Source organism: Curtobacterium sp. 8I-2 (genome assembly GCF_902506155.1).
Taxonomy (GTDB): Bacteria; Actinomycetota; Actinomycetes; order Actinomycetales; family Microbacteriaceae; genus Curtobacterium; species Curtobacterium poinsettiae.
This window is the reverse complement of sequence record NZ_LR732827.1, coordinates 1,752,859-1,766,249: the sequence shown is the minus strand read 5'-3', so window position 1 is coordinate 1,766,249 and position 13,391 is coordinate 1,752,859. Positions and strand designations below refer to the sequence as shown.

Here is a 13,391-nt window from a genome sequence, read left to right as displayed (position 1 = left end):
GGCCGGGCGGGCCGGGCAGGCCGGGCACGGTGCCGAGTCGTTCGAACCGTGCGAGGTTGACCGCCCGGTGCGGACTTGCAGCACCGCACCGAGCCGCCAACGCCGCACCGGATGGGCGAACCCGCACGGTGCGACGGGCGTGAGCGGTCAGACGTCGGGGATCAGGCGCTTGCCGAGCGAGACCGTGCGGTCGTCCGTGTAGCCGAGGGACGCGTAGAACCCGAGCACCTGCTCATTGCCGGCACGCACCTGCAGGTTCAGCTTCGGGCAGCCGAGGTCGGTCAGGAGCCGCTCGAACTCGGCCATCAGGGTGCGACCGAGGCCGGAGCCCTGCAGGTCCGGGCGCACGGCGAGGTAGTTCACCCAGCCGCGGTGCCCGTCGAAGCCCGCCATGCCCGCAGCGACGACGCCGGCGACGGTGCGGGGCTCGGGCTCGGGCTCGGCGACCAGGAAGAGTTCGGGCTGGACGGTCAGCTTGCGGGCGATGTCGCGGCGTGGGTCGTTCCAGGGTCGGACGAGCCCGCACGATTCCCACAGGGCGACGACCGCGTCGGTGTCCTCGGTGCTGAAGGGGCGGATCCGGTACTCCATGGGCCCCACGTTAACGGGGGTGGGGAGAAGGTCGTCACCGACCTGTCGCCGTGATCTGATAGACCTGTCCGACCACCCAGCCGATCAGGAGCCCCGTGACCGCAAACGACACCCTCCCGACGCGCCGCAGCGCACGGGACGACGCAGCCGGTTCGCGGTCCCGGCGATCCCCCCGCAGACGGCAGACGGTGGGCGGCGCGATCGTGTCGCTCATCGCCGAGTTGCTCATCATCGCGGGCGCCGGAACCGGCCTGTACGTCGTGTGGACGGCCTGGTGGACCGACGTGGTCGCCGTGAACGAGCAGACGAAGCTCGTGCAGGGCCTCGACCAGGTCAAGACCCCCAAGGTCGAGGGCACCGAGCACCGCGGCACCGCTCCCGTGCTCGCCGAACCCCCGGCGTTGTCGGACGTGTTCGGGACGATGCAGATCCCCCGGTTCGGCAAGGACTACAACCGGCCGATCGGCGAGGGCACCGATCGTGAGAAGGTCCTCAACACCATCGGACTCGGGCACTACCAGGACACCGCGATGCCCGGCGCTCCCGGCAACTTCGCCGTCGCCGGACACCGTGTCACCTACGGCAAGCCCCTGAACCAGATCGCGGAGCTCAAGAAGGGCGACTCGGTCGTGGTCCGGGTCACCGACGCGAAGAAGAAGTTCGACGTCTGGTACGTCTACAAGGTCACCGACAGCCAGATCGTCACGCCCGACAAGATCGAGACGATCGCGCCGGTGCCGAACAAGCCGGGTGTGGAACCGACCGCCCAGGACCGCTGGCTCACGCTGACCGCCTGCCACCCGATGTGGTCCGCGGCCGAACGGTTCGTGACGCACGCGAAGCTCGACTACTGGATGCCCGCTTCCGAGGGCACCCCGAAGGAACTCTCGGAGACCGTCAAGTGATCTTCCCCCTGGTCTGGCGGCTGCTGCCCGGCCCCACCGCCCTGAAGGTGCTCGAGCTGCTCGTGCTCCTCGTCGCCATCGTCTTCGTGCTGTTCCAGTGGGTGTTCCCCTGGATCGCGGCCGACATCCTGCCGCCGCCGGACGGCACGGTGGAGTCGACGCCGACCCCGTAGACCGCGTCGGACCAGACGGGACCCGGCCCCGGGCCGCGATCTGTCAGACGGTGGTCGTCACCCTCGACCCACCGGTCGGGGTGCGTCGCACGGCGATCCGCTCGGGGATCCGCTGCTTGAGCTCCTCGACGTGGCTGACGATCCCGACCTGTCGCCCGCCAGCGGTCAACCGGGACAACTGCCCGATGACGTCGTCGAGGGTCTCCGGGTCGAGCGTGCCGAACCCCTCGTCGACGAACAGGGTGCCGAGCGAGACCCCGCCGGCCTCGGCCTGCACGACGTCGGCGAGCCCGAGCGCCAGGCACAGTGACACGGTGAACGTCTCGCCGCCGGACAGGCTGCGGGGATCACGGACGGTGTCGGTCGTGTGGTCGTGCACGGCGAGGGCGAGCCCCGTCCGTCGCGCGCGGGACCCGGACTCCCGCTCGTCGGAGGTCTCGAGCGTGAAGCGTCCGGCGAGCATGCCGCGCAACCGGTCGTTCGCCGCGGCCACGACGTCCTCGAAGCGACGCATGAGCACGTAGGTGCCGAGCGTGATGCCGGTCGGGTTCACCGATGCCACACCGTTGGCGACGTCGGCGAGCCGGACGACCGCGCGGCTGCGGGCCGAGGTCTCCTGTCGTGCCCGGACGGTCCGGTCGACCTCGGACGCACACTGCTCGACGGCCTCGGCACGGTGGGCCGCGGTGACCGCGAGCCGGGTGGCCTCGTCGAGGTCGGCCGTCACCCGGACCCGCTCGGCCTGCGCCGCCTGCAGGTCGAGGTGCTCCGGGTCGTCGTCGGCGGCCGCGACCACCGCGGGGTCCTCGAGCCCCGCACGGACGACGGCGCGTTCGGCGTCGGCGGCACTGATGCTGCTGCGGAAGCGTGCCACGGTGTCGGGGTCGAGCCGGCCCGCTCGTGCTGCAGCGACGTCGGGGAACTCCTGCTCGTCCAGGACCCGGGCGACCTCGGTGTTCCGCTCGTCACGGGCACGGGCGGCAGCCGCTGCGCGGTCGTCGGCATCGGCGAGGGCGCGGAGCACCGTCAGCCGAGCGTCGAGCTCGTCGACGACGACGCGGAGCGAGCCCGACGAGCCAGCGCTGTCACCGTCACCGTCACCGTCACCGTCACCGTCGAGCAGTGCACCGAGCCGCTCGATCGCTTCCTGCACCGATCGCAGGTCGGCCTCGAGCCGCTCGGCGTCCGACGCCGTGGTCGATGCGAGCACGGTGCGCCGGGCGTCGAGGTCGTTCCGCTCACGCTCGAGCGCCCGGGTCGCGGAGTCGTGCGCCGTCCGCTCGCGCTCGTGCTCGAGCACGAGTGCCGCTGCGTCGTGCGCCGCACGGACCCGCTCGTCGGCGGCGACCGACATGGCGTCGAGGGTGACGGTGTCGACGGCGCCGACCACCTCGGTCAGCCGCAGGTGCTCCGCGCGCTCGACCGCCAGCTCGGCTGCGGCGTCGGCGAGCTGCTGGTCGGCCAGCCGTGTGGCGTCGCCCGCGGACTCCACGGCGCCGATGGTCGGGTGGTCGTCCTGCGGCGCGGCCACCGACGGGTGCGCGGTCGATCCGCAGACCGGACACGGGTCACCGGGGGTGAGTGCGGCGCCGAGCTCACCGGCGAGCCCCGCGATCCGGCGCTCGCGCAGGGTGCGTTCAGTGTCGAGCGCATCGGTCGCGCGGCGTCGGGCACCGGCCACGACCCGCTCGGCCTGGGCCACGCGGTGCTCGGCGCGGTCGCGGGCGGCCAGGTCGGCGCGGAGCGACTGCACACGAGCGACCTCGTGCGCCGCGGCGTCCGCGTCGGCAGCGGTCGTCGACGCGGACCGGGCGGCCTCGACGATCCGTGCGCGTTCCGCCGGCCGGGCTTCGAGCGCGGTGTCGAGGGCGGCGAGGTCGTCGGTGAGCCGTGATGCGGTCGCGGTGGCATCGGCGATCGCGGTGCGCCGGGCGTCCGCCTCGGCCTCGACCGCGACGAGGTGCCGGACACCGGACAGCGCGTCGGTCAGCGTGTCGCGGCGCCGGACGATCTGCTCAGCGTCGACGGTGTCGAGCTCGTGCTCGTCACGCAGACGGGAGGCTGCCGCTGCGGTGTCGTCGGCACGCGCGATCGCGGCGTCGAGACCGTCGGCCACCGCCGCGACCCGGGCGGCGCGCTCCGCCGTCGCCACCGCGGTCCGTGCGCGTTGGATCGCGGGAGCGTCGTCGTCCAGGAGCGTCTGTCGCCGCAGCAGTGCCGATCGGCGCTCGAGGGCGGCCGCACGCGCCGTCACCGACCGTTCGTGCTCGGTCGCCGCCGTCGCAGCGGCAGCGGCAGCCGTCCGTGCTGCCCCGGCTGCGTCGGCCGTGGCGCGAAGGGACACAACCGTGCCGGGGACGACGGACTCGTCGGCGTCGTCGAGACCGGCCGCCTGAGCGAACCGGGCCAGGGCGTCGCGGACACGGTCGTCGGCCCCGTCGACCTCGGCCTGCACGGCCCGGCGGCGGGCGGCGAGTTCGTCGGCGGTGCGGTCGTAGACCTGGGTGCCGAACAGTGACTGCAGGAGCTTCCGGCGGTCTTCCCCCGGGGATCGGAGGAACCGGGCGAACTCGCCCTGCGGCAGCACCACGGTCTGCAGGAACTGCGCGCGGTCGAGCCCGACGATCCGGGCGATCTCGACCGCGGCTTCGGGGATGCGGGACGACATCGGTTCACCGACGACGTCGTCCGGCGCTGCGAGCCGGAACAGCTGCACGGACGCCTGCTGCTTCACCGTGCCGGTCCCCCGCTGCTTCGGACGGTCGTACTGCGGCGTGCGTCGCACCCGGTAGGTGCCGGCGCCGTTCTCGAACACGAGCTCGACGAACGGCTCGACCGCGGGGTCGGCGTGCTGGCTGTGCAGCCGGTCGGAGCTGGCGTCGGACCCGGCGAGGCCGCCGTACAGGGCGAACACGACCGCGTCGATGATCGTCGACTTGCCGGAGCCGGTCGGCCCTTCGAGCAGGAACACACCGGAGGCGGCGAGCGCCGCGAAGTCGATGGTCACGAGGTCGGGGTACGGGCCGATGGCGCGGAGTTCGAGTCGGTGCAGGTACATCAGCGGTCCCCCTCGCGCTGCAGGGCGAGCGCCGCGGCCTCGTACGCCTCGGTCAGCACGGCCCGTTCGTCGTCGTCGGGTGCCCCGCCGGTGGCGAAGGCCACGAAGTCGCCGGCGACCTCGACCGGGTCGGACGTCGCGGTCACGGCCCGTGCGGCGGTGGCGGCCGGTCGGTCCGCCGGTTCGTGGGTGATCGCCAGGGCGTGCGGGAAGTGGTCCTTCACCCGGGCGTACATGCGCTCGGGGTGCACGGTGTCGGTCACCGCGACGCGGACCCAGGCGTCGGCGTCGGCCCGGAAGGCCCCGGACTCGATGGCGTCGATGCTGCCCCGGACGTCGACCAGTCGCCGCGGGACCGGTGTCGGGACGAGTTCGACGGTGACGGCACCGGCCCCGTCGAGCTCGGCGATGGTCACGGACTTCCGCTGGTGCCGCTCGCCGAACGAGAACGCCAGCGGCGACCCGGCGTACCGGATCCGGCCGTCGTCGCCGACGCGCTGCGGGCCGTGCAGGTGCCCGAGGGCGACGTAGTCGAAGCCGTCGAACACGGACTCGGCCACGCGGTCGACCCCGCCGACGCGGATGTCCTGCTCGCTGTCGCTCGGGTCGGCACCCCCGACGAACGCGTGGGCGACGACCACGCTGCGGGTACCGGCACGGGTCGCGAGGTCGGTGCGGATCCGTTCGGTGGCGGCGTGGACGACGGCGTGGTGCGAGCGGGCGAGGGGTTCGTCGGGGACCGCGGCCAGGGCGTACCGGGTGAGGTCGGGGTGCAGGTACGGGATGCCGTACACGGCCACCGGGCCGTCGTCGTCGGCCACGAGCACGGGGTCGGCCACGTGCGCGGGCTCGGCGAGGATGCGGACGCGCTGCCCCATCACCCCGGCGCCGAAGCCGAGCCGAGCAGCGGAGTCGTGGTTGCCCGGGGTGAGCACCACCGTGGTGGTCTCGGCGAGCCGCTCGAGCACGCGCGAGAGCATGCGGACGGCGTCGACGGGCGGGATCGCACGGTCGTAGACGTCACCGGCGATGACGACGAGGTCGACGGCGCGCTCGCGGGCGAGGTCGACGAGCCAGTCGGTGAACGCGGCCTGGTGCTCGAGCAGGTCCGCACCCAGCAGTGTGCGGCCGAGGTGCCAGTCGCCGGTGTGCAGGATGCGCATGCGGCCACGGTAACGCCGTCCGGGGACATCCAGGGGCACCCCGCGGTGCCCTGTGGACGGCTCAGGTGGTCACACAGCTCGCGGATGCCATGCCCAGGACCGCGACGACCTTCACCTTGACGGTCGGCGTGCTCGTCGCCGTCCAGTTGTTGCCGAGGTTCGTGCGGAGGTTGAGCGTGTACGTCGTGCCGAGGTTCAGGAGTCCGGCGCCCCCGTAGACCATCGAACGGGCCCCGGCGAGCGTCGTGCTGGCCACCTGCGTCGTGCCGTTCATCAGGTCGAACGACACCGGCACGGTCGCACCGTTGTCGTAGGTCCAGGCGATCGTCACCGTGTTCGACCCGGCCGGCACGCAGGTCAGGGTGGGGACACCGGTCGCCGTGCCCGCCGTGAAGTTCGCGGTCGGTGCGACGGTGGTCCGCGACCACGGGGCCGCGTCCGCCGTCCCGGGCAGCAGCACGCCGGCCGCCGCGGCGAGCACGAGCACCGCTGCGCCCCCGCCGAGGCGGCGCAGCCGCCGCCTGCGACGGACCCGTCGACGCAGGGCGCGACGGGTGAGGACGGTGGACGCGGCGGACGGGAGGCCCGTGGCGGCGCCGTCGGGCGCCTCCAGGCCGCCGTCGGTACCGTCTGCCGGCCCGGCCGCGCCGTCCGGACCGGCCGCGTCGTCGGGGCCGTCGGCCGCGTCGTCGGCGTCGGCGTCGTCTGCGTCGACGAGCCGCCGGAGCGACCCGTCGATGGTGCAGAGCGCGAGCACCGCGGTCAGGCCGAGTGCGAGCATCGCGACCAGGCCCCACTCGCCGGCGCTGATCCACCGGATCGGTGCGCCGATGAACGGGATGCGCAGGAAGGCGATGCCGTGCACCGCGGAGCGCTCGATCGGCGTCGAGTCCTGCTGCGGGTTGGCGTCACCCTTCGTGACCATGGTGCCGCGGGAGCCGTCCTGCACGTACCGGTGCATGCGCATGTGGTCCGCCTGGTCCGGGTCGTCGGCGAGCAGGACCTTGCCCATGGCGATCTCGCCCGAGCCGACCGGCCGTGAGACGACCACGTCACCGGGGACGATCCGCGGCTCCATCGAGCCGGTCATCACGGTGGTGGGCTGCCAGCCGATGAGCGCCGGCGCAGCCGCCCAGAGCGCGAGGCCGAGCAGCGTCGCGACGACGCCGCGGGCAAGGGAGGCGACGACGACGCGCCCCCACTCGACGGCGTCACGGACCGCTGCGTGCGGTGCGGGACCACCGTGCACTGCGATGCTGCTCATGACTGCCTTCGACCGGGGGCGCGTTGCGGGGAGGGAACGGACGGGGCGGGTTCGGCCCCGGCCCCGGCTCAGCTGTTCTGGGCCTCCCAGGTGAAGCCGAGGGCTGCGGTGCCGCCCTGCACGGTGTTCGGCGCGGTGCTCGAGACCGTGTAGGTGACGCGGTAGACGCGCGTCTCGGACGCGGTGCCGGTCGGGGTCCAGCTGCCGACGCCGGTCGCGTAGTTGGTCGAGGCGGCGCCGAAGCCCGCGACGGTGCCGCTGTAGAGCGAGCTGCCGGTGGCGGCCGGGGTGAAGCCGGAGCAGGAGCCGAAGCCACCGCCGGTGCCCTGCTCGACGGTCAGGTTGACGTTCGCCGCCAGGTCCTTCGTGGTCGTGACGTTCGTGCCGTACAGCTTCACGGCCGAGGGCAGCGAACCGGTCGAGGTCACCGTGATGCAGTTCGCACCGGTCGAGCCGGGCTTCAGGTTGCTCGCCGTGAACAGCGCGGTGTTGTTGTCGTCGTCGGACAGGGCGACACTGCCCGCCGTCCAGTTGTTCGTCGGGTTGACGGTGGTCGAGGAGAAGGCCGCGTACGAGGCCGTCGAGACGACGACCCCCGAGGCGACGAGCGCGGCGGGGATGGCGATCCAGGCGGCGAGGCGGGCAGCACGAGGCGTGACACGAGACATGGTTGGACTCCGTGAGGATGAGGTCTGATCGGTGGTTCGGACGGGCCCGCGGTGGTTGGTCGCGCTACGTGCCGAGGTGGTACGACGATCAAGCTACTTCGCCGTCGAGCAGCCCTCAATACCCGGGATGCCCCCATTGATGGGGGTATCTTGACGAGTGAGTTACTTGTTGACTGAAGTTCCACCCCTGCACCCGAGAAGAGCCCCCATGACGGACACCGACCAGGTCGTCCTCCCCCAGCGCGCACCCGCCGTCCCCGCGGCCAGGATCGCGCCGCGCACGCCCCCGGCACCGGTGTCGCCCGACGTCACCGCGGCCGACCCGGCAGGCACCGACGCCGACCTCCCACGACTGCTCACCGCGTTCCGCGTGCTCCAGATGCAGCACGCGCGCGTTCTGCACCACGAGAGCACGAGCCGCGGACTGAACGCCACGGACACCCGCTTCGTGTTCTTCCTCAACGCAGCGGGCGGCCACGGCGTGACCCCGAAGCAGGCCGGCGAGTACCTCGAGCTCACCACCGGGGCGATGACGTCGCTCATCGACCGGCTCGAGAAGCACGGGCACCTCGAGCGCCGCCCGAACCCGGAGGACCGCCGGAGTGTGCTCCTGCACCTCACGCCGTCGGGCACCGCGGTCGCCCGCGAGGTCGGCGCCGTCTACTCGCAGGCGTTCCAGCAGGTCGTCGCACCGTCCGACCGCGCCGTCGTCGCCGCTGCCTTCGAGGGGTTCGCCGCGGCCCTGGAACGCCACCACCGGTCGTCCACCGTGTGAGCGCGGGTGTCACGGCCCGCGCGTAGCGTGAGCGCCATGACCCCCTCCGAACTCCTCACCGAAGCGTTCTCCCGCATCCCCGAGACCGTCGAGCGGGCCGTCGACGGGCTCTCCGAAGACCAGCTCGCAGCACGACCGGCAGCCGGGGCGAACACCCTGGCCTGGCTCGTGTGGCACATCGCCCGCGGCCAGGACGCGCAGATCGCCGACCTCGCCGCCTCCGAGCAGGTCTGGACGGCGGACGGCTGGTACGACCGGTTCGGCCTGCCGTTCCCGGCCGAGGCGCTCGGGTACGGCATGTCCCGCGACGACGTCGGCCGGGTGCGAGCCTCTGCCGCATTGCTCACCGGGTACCTGCGAGCGGTGCACGAGCGCACCGTCGCGTACCTCGGCACGCTCGGCCCGGACGACCTCGACCCGGTCGTCGACGACGCGTGGGACCCGCCCGTGACGGCCGGCGCTCGGCTCGTGAGCATCCTCGACGACTGCACGCAGCACGCCGGCCAGGCCGGCTTCGTGCGCGGGCTGCTGTTCTTCAACCGCTGAGCGCGCGGGGCGCGCGCTCAGCGCGTTCGCGCGCGTCCAGTGCTCGGTCGCGCGCATCCAGTGCGCAGAAGACGACGAGTCTGCCGCGGCGACCCGACGTCCTGTGCTCGCTCGAAGACGGACTGGAGGCCCTTCACCAGCCGGTGACGGGCCTCCAGTCCGTCAGGTGGTCGTGTCTCAGATCCCGACGGTGCCCGGTGCGTCACGGAGGCCGTGGTCGTGCGCCCAGACGACGAGGTGCACGCGGTCGCGCAGTCCGAGCTTCAGCAGGATGCTGCTCACCTGCGTCTTGACGGTCGACTCGCTGACGAACTCGGCGGTCGCGATCTCGGTGTTCGTCTCACCGCGTGCGACCCGGCGGAAGATGACGGCCTCGCGACGGGACAGCAGCTCGAACTCCGGCGGTGGCGGCTGCGAGGAGGGTTTCTGCCGGCCGCCGCCCTCGTCGTTGTCGTTGTCGTTGTCGTCGTTGTCGAGCAGGGCCGAGAGCTGCCCAGGGGCGAGCACCGCGTTCCCCTCGAACACGGTGCGGATCGCCGCGGTCAGGAACGCCGGGGTCGTGTCCTTCAGCAGGAAGCCCTGGGCGCCACTCCGGATCGCGTCCATCGCCGCACGGTCGAGCGCGAAGGTCGTGAGCACGATCACCCGGGGCACGACTCCACCGGCATCGGACGTCTGCGCAGCAGCCAGGGTGCGCATCGTCTCGAGCCCGCTCATCACCGGCATCCGCATGTCGAGCAGCACGACGTCCGGACGGGTCGTGCGGATGACCGCGAGGCCGTCGACGCCGTTCCCCGCCTCGCCGACGACGACCATGTCGTCCTGCGCGTCGAGCACACCGCGCAGTCCGGAACGGAACAGTTCCTGATCGTCGACCAGGACGACCCGGATCACTCGGCACGCCCCGACGTCGACGCGGTCAGTGGGACGTGCACGCGGATCCGGAAGACGCCGTCGGCGCGCTCGATCTCGACGTCTCCGCTGATCGCCGCGAGCCGCGTCCGGATACCGGGGATGCCGCGCCCTCCGCCGCTGTCCGGTTCGTCGGCGATCTGGTTCTGGGCCTCGATCACGAGCATCTCGGGACTCCATCGTTCTCGCAGCAGGACGGGGGTGGCCGGGACTCCGTGCCGGACGGCGTTCGTGAGCATCTCCTGGACGATCCGCCGGATCACGATCCCGCTCCGGTCCGACACCGACGTCGGCACGCCGTCGACGGTCCGCCGCACGTCGACACCCGCTCCGCGGAGCTCGCCGACGAGTGCCGCGACCGTCTCCTGGCGGGAGCCGGGGCGGGCGACTTCCTCGGTGTCGTCGAGGACGTCACGGATCTCCCGCATCGATGACCGGGCGGTGGTGCCGATGGTCGCCGTGATGTCGTGCAGCCGATCGACGTCGTCGACGAACGAAGCGAGGTCCGACTGGGCGATCACGACCGTCAGGGCATGCCCGACGACGTCGTGGACGTCACGGGCGATGTCGGCGCGGAGCCGCTCGAAGCGCGCCGCCTCCTCGGCACGGTCCGCGTGCACCTGCGCGCGTTCCCGGAGTGCCGTCTCGACCCGGTTCGTCCGACGCAACCGGACGAGGACGCCGACGAGCCAGGCCGAGACGAGGACCACCGCCGGCGCGAAGAGCGCCACCGCCTGGACCTCCGTGGGCTCGGAGAGGAGGTCCCCGTACCGCCCTCCTCCGAAGGAGAGCGCCCACGCGGCGTAGAACCCACCGAACGCGGCACCGAAGCCGGCGACACCGATCAGCACACGGGAGCCGTAGGCCGCGGCCGTGCCGAGGACGATCATGTACGCCAGGGCGAGGGGACTCAACCGGTCCCCGTACACGTACGACTCGACAACGGCGAGCACGAGCAGCGCTCCGAGGGCGCCGGGGACCCAGACACGTCGCAGCGTCATCGCGACGAAGGCGGCGGCCAGCGCTGCGGCGCCCGGGACCACGAAGAGGTGCACCGGGACCAGGAGCTGTGCGAGCGCTCCGGCGACGACCACACCGGCGAGCAGGGCGTCCTGCAGCAGCAGCCGTCCCCTCGACGCCCGAGCGGACAGCGCCCTCCGGCTCTTCGCCCCGCGGATCAGCATCTGCGTAGGCTACGCGCCGGTCGGCAGTGGAGGCGCACGAGGTCGGCGGGGGTGCTGCGCGGCCACCAGAGGACGAACCATCCGGACCCGACGGACGCGTCCACGGTCGGCAGATCGGGGACCTCGGCGGTCAGGGCGACCGTCGCCGGCGATGTGCGGCCCGCGACGAAGCCGAGTGACACGTGGTCGACGTGGTCGACGAGTCCGCCGCCGACGGCGCTCCGCGTCACGCCTCGACCTGATCCGTCAGCGTCGGCCAACCCGCGGAACAGCAGGAGGCGATCCCGAACCAGCAAGCAGAGACGGGGACCCGACCGTGTCCGCATGATGATCGCCGTGATGCTGCCGCGGGTCTCCGACAGCGCCGCCGGATCGGGCGCCGGTGCGGCCGCTGGCTCGTCGTTGCTGCCGGCTGCGCAGCGACGCAACGACGCAGTGCTCGCGGCGCCGGGGATCGGTGTCGCTGTCCAACCGGCCAGGTCTCGCTGCGTCGGCGACCCGACGATGACCGGACCGTCTCGGTCCACCGTCATTCCCCCGGACGTCGGTGCCGACGGCAGCAGGACGGCTGCGGCGACCGCGGCGGGGGCGGCGACGGCAAGGACCACGGCGACGACGGACCACGCGGTCCGGCGGAGCCCCTGGGCTGAGTCGTTCATGCGGGAAGCGGCCGTTCTCCTACTCCGGCGGACGGGAGCGTGAGCATCGCCGCGATGATCGCGGCTGCGGACAGCAGCAAGGACTCACGCCACAGCGGTGCCACGGCGAGCAGCGCTGGAGCGTTGCTCGCGATGAAGTCCGCGAAGCTGGGACCCGGGATGGTCAAGCCCAGCACCACGACCGCGAACCCGACGCGGTGGGACCTGCGGCCGAGCCGCTGGAACACGAGGATCGCACCGGGGAGGATCCACACCCAGTGGTGGATCCAGCTGATCGGCGAGAGCATCGGCGCGACCAGTCCGATCGCGACGATCGCCTCGATCCGTCGGCCGCGACGGTGCAGGATCCGTGCCGCGGCGAGGCCGATGACCGCCGCTCCGCCGACCAGCACGGGAGTCCAGGCGACAGCGCTCGGAGCGAGCCCGGCGACGGCACCGGTGATCGAGTTGTTCCCCGACGACGCGATCGCATCACCGGTGAGGTCGACACGGTCGGACAGGTGGAACACGGTGTCGGTCCAGAAGTGCACGCTCATGCCCGGCAGGACGACGAAGCCCAGCGCCGTCGCGGCGACGAACCCGACGGTCGACCACACGCACCGCCGCCACTGTCCGGTGACGGCGAAGAAGACGATGAACAGTGCCGGTGTCAGTTTGATCGCAGCCGCGACACCGATCAGGACGCCGACCGGACGCTGCCGACCGAAGAGACGCCGCGGACCGAGGACATCGACCAGCACGAGCGCCATGAGCAGCAGGTTGATCTGGCCGTAGACGAGGTGCTGGACGGCGATCGTCGTGCCGCACGCCAGGACGAGGAGCACGACCTGCCGAGGACGGACCGCTGCACCCGGAGCCGTTCGTCCGAAGACGAGCACGACCGTCGCGATCACCGTGACGCTCAGCACGGTCCAGCAGACGAAGGCCGCGTGCCAGCCGAGCAAGCCGGTCGGTGTGAGTGCGATCGCGGCGAAGGGCGTGTAGGTGAAGGGCATCCCGCCCGGACCCAGCTTCGGGTCCGTCAGGTTGCCGTCGTAGAGGTCGCCTCCGTGCAGGAGCACCGGGACGCTCGATCGGTACACCAGGAAGTCGACCGGCAACAGGTGCGGGACGAGCGAAAGCACCGAGAACACCACCGTCACCACGGCCGCGACACCACCGAACGCGACCGCCGCGCGCCCGGTCCACCATCGGTGTGCCGGCAGCACGATCGGGCTTGCAACTGTGGTTTCGGAGGCCATGCTGCGACGCTACGAGCCGGACGAGGGGCCCCGAATCGGCGCTGCGCTGAACTCCGGTGGCGCGCTGCGCCCGACTTTCATCCCCGAGGAGGATGCGCGGCGCGGACGACACGGCGAGCGGTGGCCGACGCGGGGTCGGCGGTGGCCGACGCGGGGTCGGCGGTGGCCGACGCGGGGCTGGCGCCCCCTTCGAACACCCGCAGCTCGTGGTGATGAGGTCGCGAGCGAGGTCGAGCCGGTACCCGTCCGGGT

13 protein-coding genes are annotated in these 13,391 nt (G+C 72.4%); 4 read left to right on the top strand and 9 right to left on the bottom strand.

From position 1 onward, the window contains the following. Positions 1 to 147: 147 nt before the first annotated feature. Entirely contained in the window at positions 148 to 591 is a 444-nt protein-coding gene (locus BOSE127_RS12180; RefSeq protein WP_159557378.1) for a GNAT family acetyltransferase, read from the bottom strand. Positions 592 to 779: 188 nt separating this feature from the next. On the opposite strand from BOSE127_RS12180, the gene BOSE127_RS12175 reads away from it, so the two are divergent. Both BOSE127_RS12175 and BOSE127_RS12170 read left to right on the top strand, forming a co-directional pair. Then, positions 780 to 1,496 (top strand): class E sortase, encoded by a 717-nt coding sequence (locus tag BOSE127_RS12175; RefSeq protein ID WP_017886208.1) that lies wholly within the window; start codon positions 780 to 782, stop codon positions 1,494 to 1,496. Continuing rightward, entirely contained in the window at positions 1,493 to 1,669 is a 177-nt protein-coding gene (locus BOSE127_RS12170) for a hypothetical protein (protein WP_156463787.1), read from the top strand. The genes BOSE127_RS12175 and BOSE127_RS12170 overlap by 4 nt, the downstream gene beginning before the upstream one ends. A 43-nt stretch (positions 1,670 to 1,712) precedes the next feature. On the opposite strand, the gene BOSE127_RS12165 is transcribed toward BOSE127_RS12170, so the two are convergent. From BOSE127_RS12165 to BOSE127_RS12150, 4 genes are all read right to left on the bottom strand, one after another. Further along, positions 1,713 to 4,727 carry an AAA family ATPase gene (locus BOSE127_RS12165; RefSeq protein ID WP_159557376.1) on the bottom strand — a complete coding sequence of 1,005 codons (3,015 nt, stop codon included), beginning with the start codon at positions 4,725 to 4,727 and terminating at the stop codon, positions 1,713 to 1,715. After that, positions 4,727 to 5,890, bottom strand: a complete 1,164-nt coding sequence (locus BOSE127_RS12160; RefSeq protein ID WP_017886210.1) for a metallophosphoesterase family protein — start codon at positions 5,888 to 5,890, stop codon at positions 4,727 to 4,729. Before BOSE127_RS12160 ends, BOSE127_RS12165 begins: the two co-directional genes overlap by 1 nt. A 61-nt stretch (positions 5,891 to 5,951) precedes the next feature. Further along, positions 5,952 to 7,154, bottom strand: coding sequence for a S24/S26 family peptidase (locus tag BOSE127_RS12155; protein ID WP_159557374.1), 1,203 nt, complete (start codon positions 7,152 to 7,154; stop codon positions 5,952 to 5,954). Between the two features lie 68 nt (positions 7,155 to 7,222). After that, a complete protein-coding gene (locus tag BOSE127_RS12150; RefSeq protein WP_017886212.1) occupies positions 7,223 to 7,822 on the bottom strand; it encodes a hypothetical protein in 600 nt (199 codons plus the stop codon). 208 nt (positions 7,823 to 8,030) lie between these two features. On the opposite strand from BOSE127_RS12150, the gene BOSE127_RS12145 reads away from it, so the two are divergent. Beyond that, on the top strand, positions 8,031 to 8,597 hold the full coding sequence (locus BOSE127_RS12145; protein WP_201300449.1) for a MarR family winged helix-turn-helix transcriptional regulator: 567 nt from the start codon (positions 8,031 to 8,033) through the stop codon (positions 8,595 to 8,597). A 36-nt stretch (positions 8,598 to 8,633) separates the two neighbouring features. Further along, positions 8,634 to 9,143 carry a mycothiol transferase gene (locus BOSE127_RS12140; RefSeq protein WP_071251564.1) on the top strand — a complete coding sequence of 170 codons (510 nt, stop codon included), beginning with the start codon at positions 8,634 to 8,636 and terminating at the stop codon, positions 9,141 to 9,143. Positions 9,144 to 9,320: 177 nt separating this feature from the next. Here BOSE127_RS12140 and BOSE127_RS12135 read toward each other — a convergent pair whose 3' ends face one another. Genes BOSE127_RS12135 through BOSE127_RS12120 form a run of 4 tightly spaced genes read right to left on the bottom strand, consistent with a single transcriptional unit; the run spans position 9,321 to position 13,139 of the window. Further along, a complete protein-coding gene (locus BOSE127_RS12135) occupies positions 9,321 to 10,037 on the bottom strand; it encodes a response regulator (RefSeq protein ID WP_042537842.1) in 717 nt (238 codons plus the stop codon). After that, positions 10,034 to 11,239: a sensor histidine kinase gene (locus BOSE127_RS12130; RefSeq protein WP_159557372.1), complete on the bottom strand. Its 1,206-nt coding sequence runs from the start codon at positions 11,237 to 11,239 to the stop codon at positions 10,034 to 10,036. The genes BOSE127_RS12135 and BOSE127_RS12130 overlap by 4 nt, the downstream gene beginning before the upstream one ends. Continuing rightward, complete coding sequence (locus BOSE127_RS12125) at positions 11,233 to 11,898, bottom strand: hypothetical protein (protein WP_159557370.1); 666 nt, start codon at positions 11,896 to 11,898, stop codon at positions 11,233 to 11,235. The genes BOSE127_RS12130 and BOSE127_RS12125 overlap by 7 nt, the downstream gene beginning before the upstream one ends. Next, positions 11,895 to 13,139, bottom strand: coding sequence for a glycosyltransferase 87 family protein (locus tag BOSE127_RS12120; protein WP_082046917.1), 1,245 nt, complete (start codon positions 13,137 to 13,139; stop codon positions 11,895 to 11,897). Before BOSE127_RS12120 ends, BOSE127_RS12125 begins: the two co-directional genes overlap by 4 nt. Positions 13,140 to 13,391: the final 252 nt, after the last annotated feature.

What these genes read in the sequence shown, in the direction of transcription:
- BOSE127_RS12150 (WP_017886212.1), bottom strand. Translation starts at nt 7,822, where the DNA reads ATGTCTCGTGTCACGCCTCGTGCTGCCCGCCTCGCCGCCTGGATCGCC.
- BOSE127_RS12160 (WP_017886210.1), bottom strand. Translation starts at nt 5,890, where the DNA reads ATGCGCATCCTGCACACCGGCGACTGGCACCTCGGCCGCACACTGCTG.
- BOSE127_RS12180 (WP_159557378.1), bottom strand. Translation starts at nt 591, where the DNA reads ATGGAGTACCGGATCCGCCCCTTCAGCACCGAGGACACCGACGCGGTC.
- BOSE127_RS12145 (WP_201300449.1), top strand. Translation starts at nt 8,031, where the DNA reads ATGACGGACACCGACCAGGTCGTCCTCCCCCAGCGCGCACCCGCCGTC.
- BOSE127_RS12130 (WP_159557372.1), bottom strand. Translation starts at nt 11,239, where the DNA reads ATGCTGATCCGCGGGGCGAAGAGCCGGAGGGCGCTGTCCGCTCGGGCG.
- BOSE127_RS12120 (WP_082046917.1), bottom strand. Translation starts at nt 13,139, where the DNA reads ATGGCCTCCGAAACCACAGTTGCAAGCCCGATCGTGCTGCCGGCACAC.
- BOSE127_RS12140 (WP_071251564.1), top strand. Translation starts at nt 8,634, where the DNA reads ATGACCCCCTCCGAACTCCTCACCGAAGCGTTCTCCCGCATCCCCGAG.
- BOSE127_RS12155 (WP_159557374.1), bottom strand. Translation starts at nt 7,154, where the DNA reads ATGAGCAGCATCGCAGTGCACGGTGGTCCCGCACCGCACGCAGCGGTC.
- BOSE127_RS12165 (WP_159557376.1), bottom strand. Translation starts at nt 4,727, where the DNA reads ATGTACCTGCACCGACTCGAACTCCGCGCCATCGGCCCGTACCCCGAC.
- BOSE127_RS12125 (WP_159557370.1), bottom strand. Translation starts at nt 11,898, where the DNA reads ATGAACGACTCAGCCCAGGGGCTCCGCCGGACCGCGTGGTCCGTCGTC.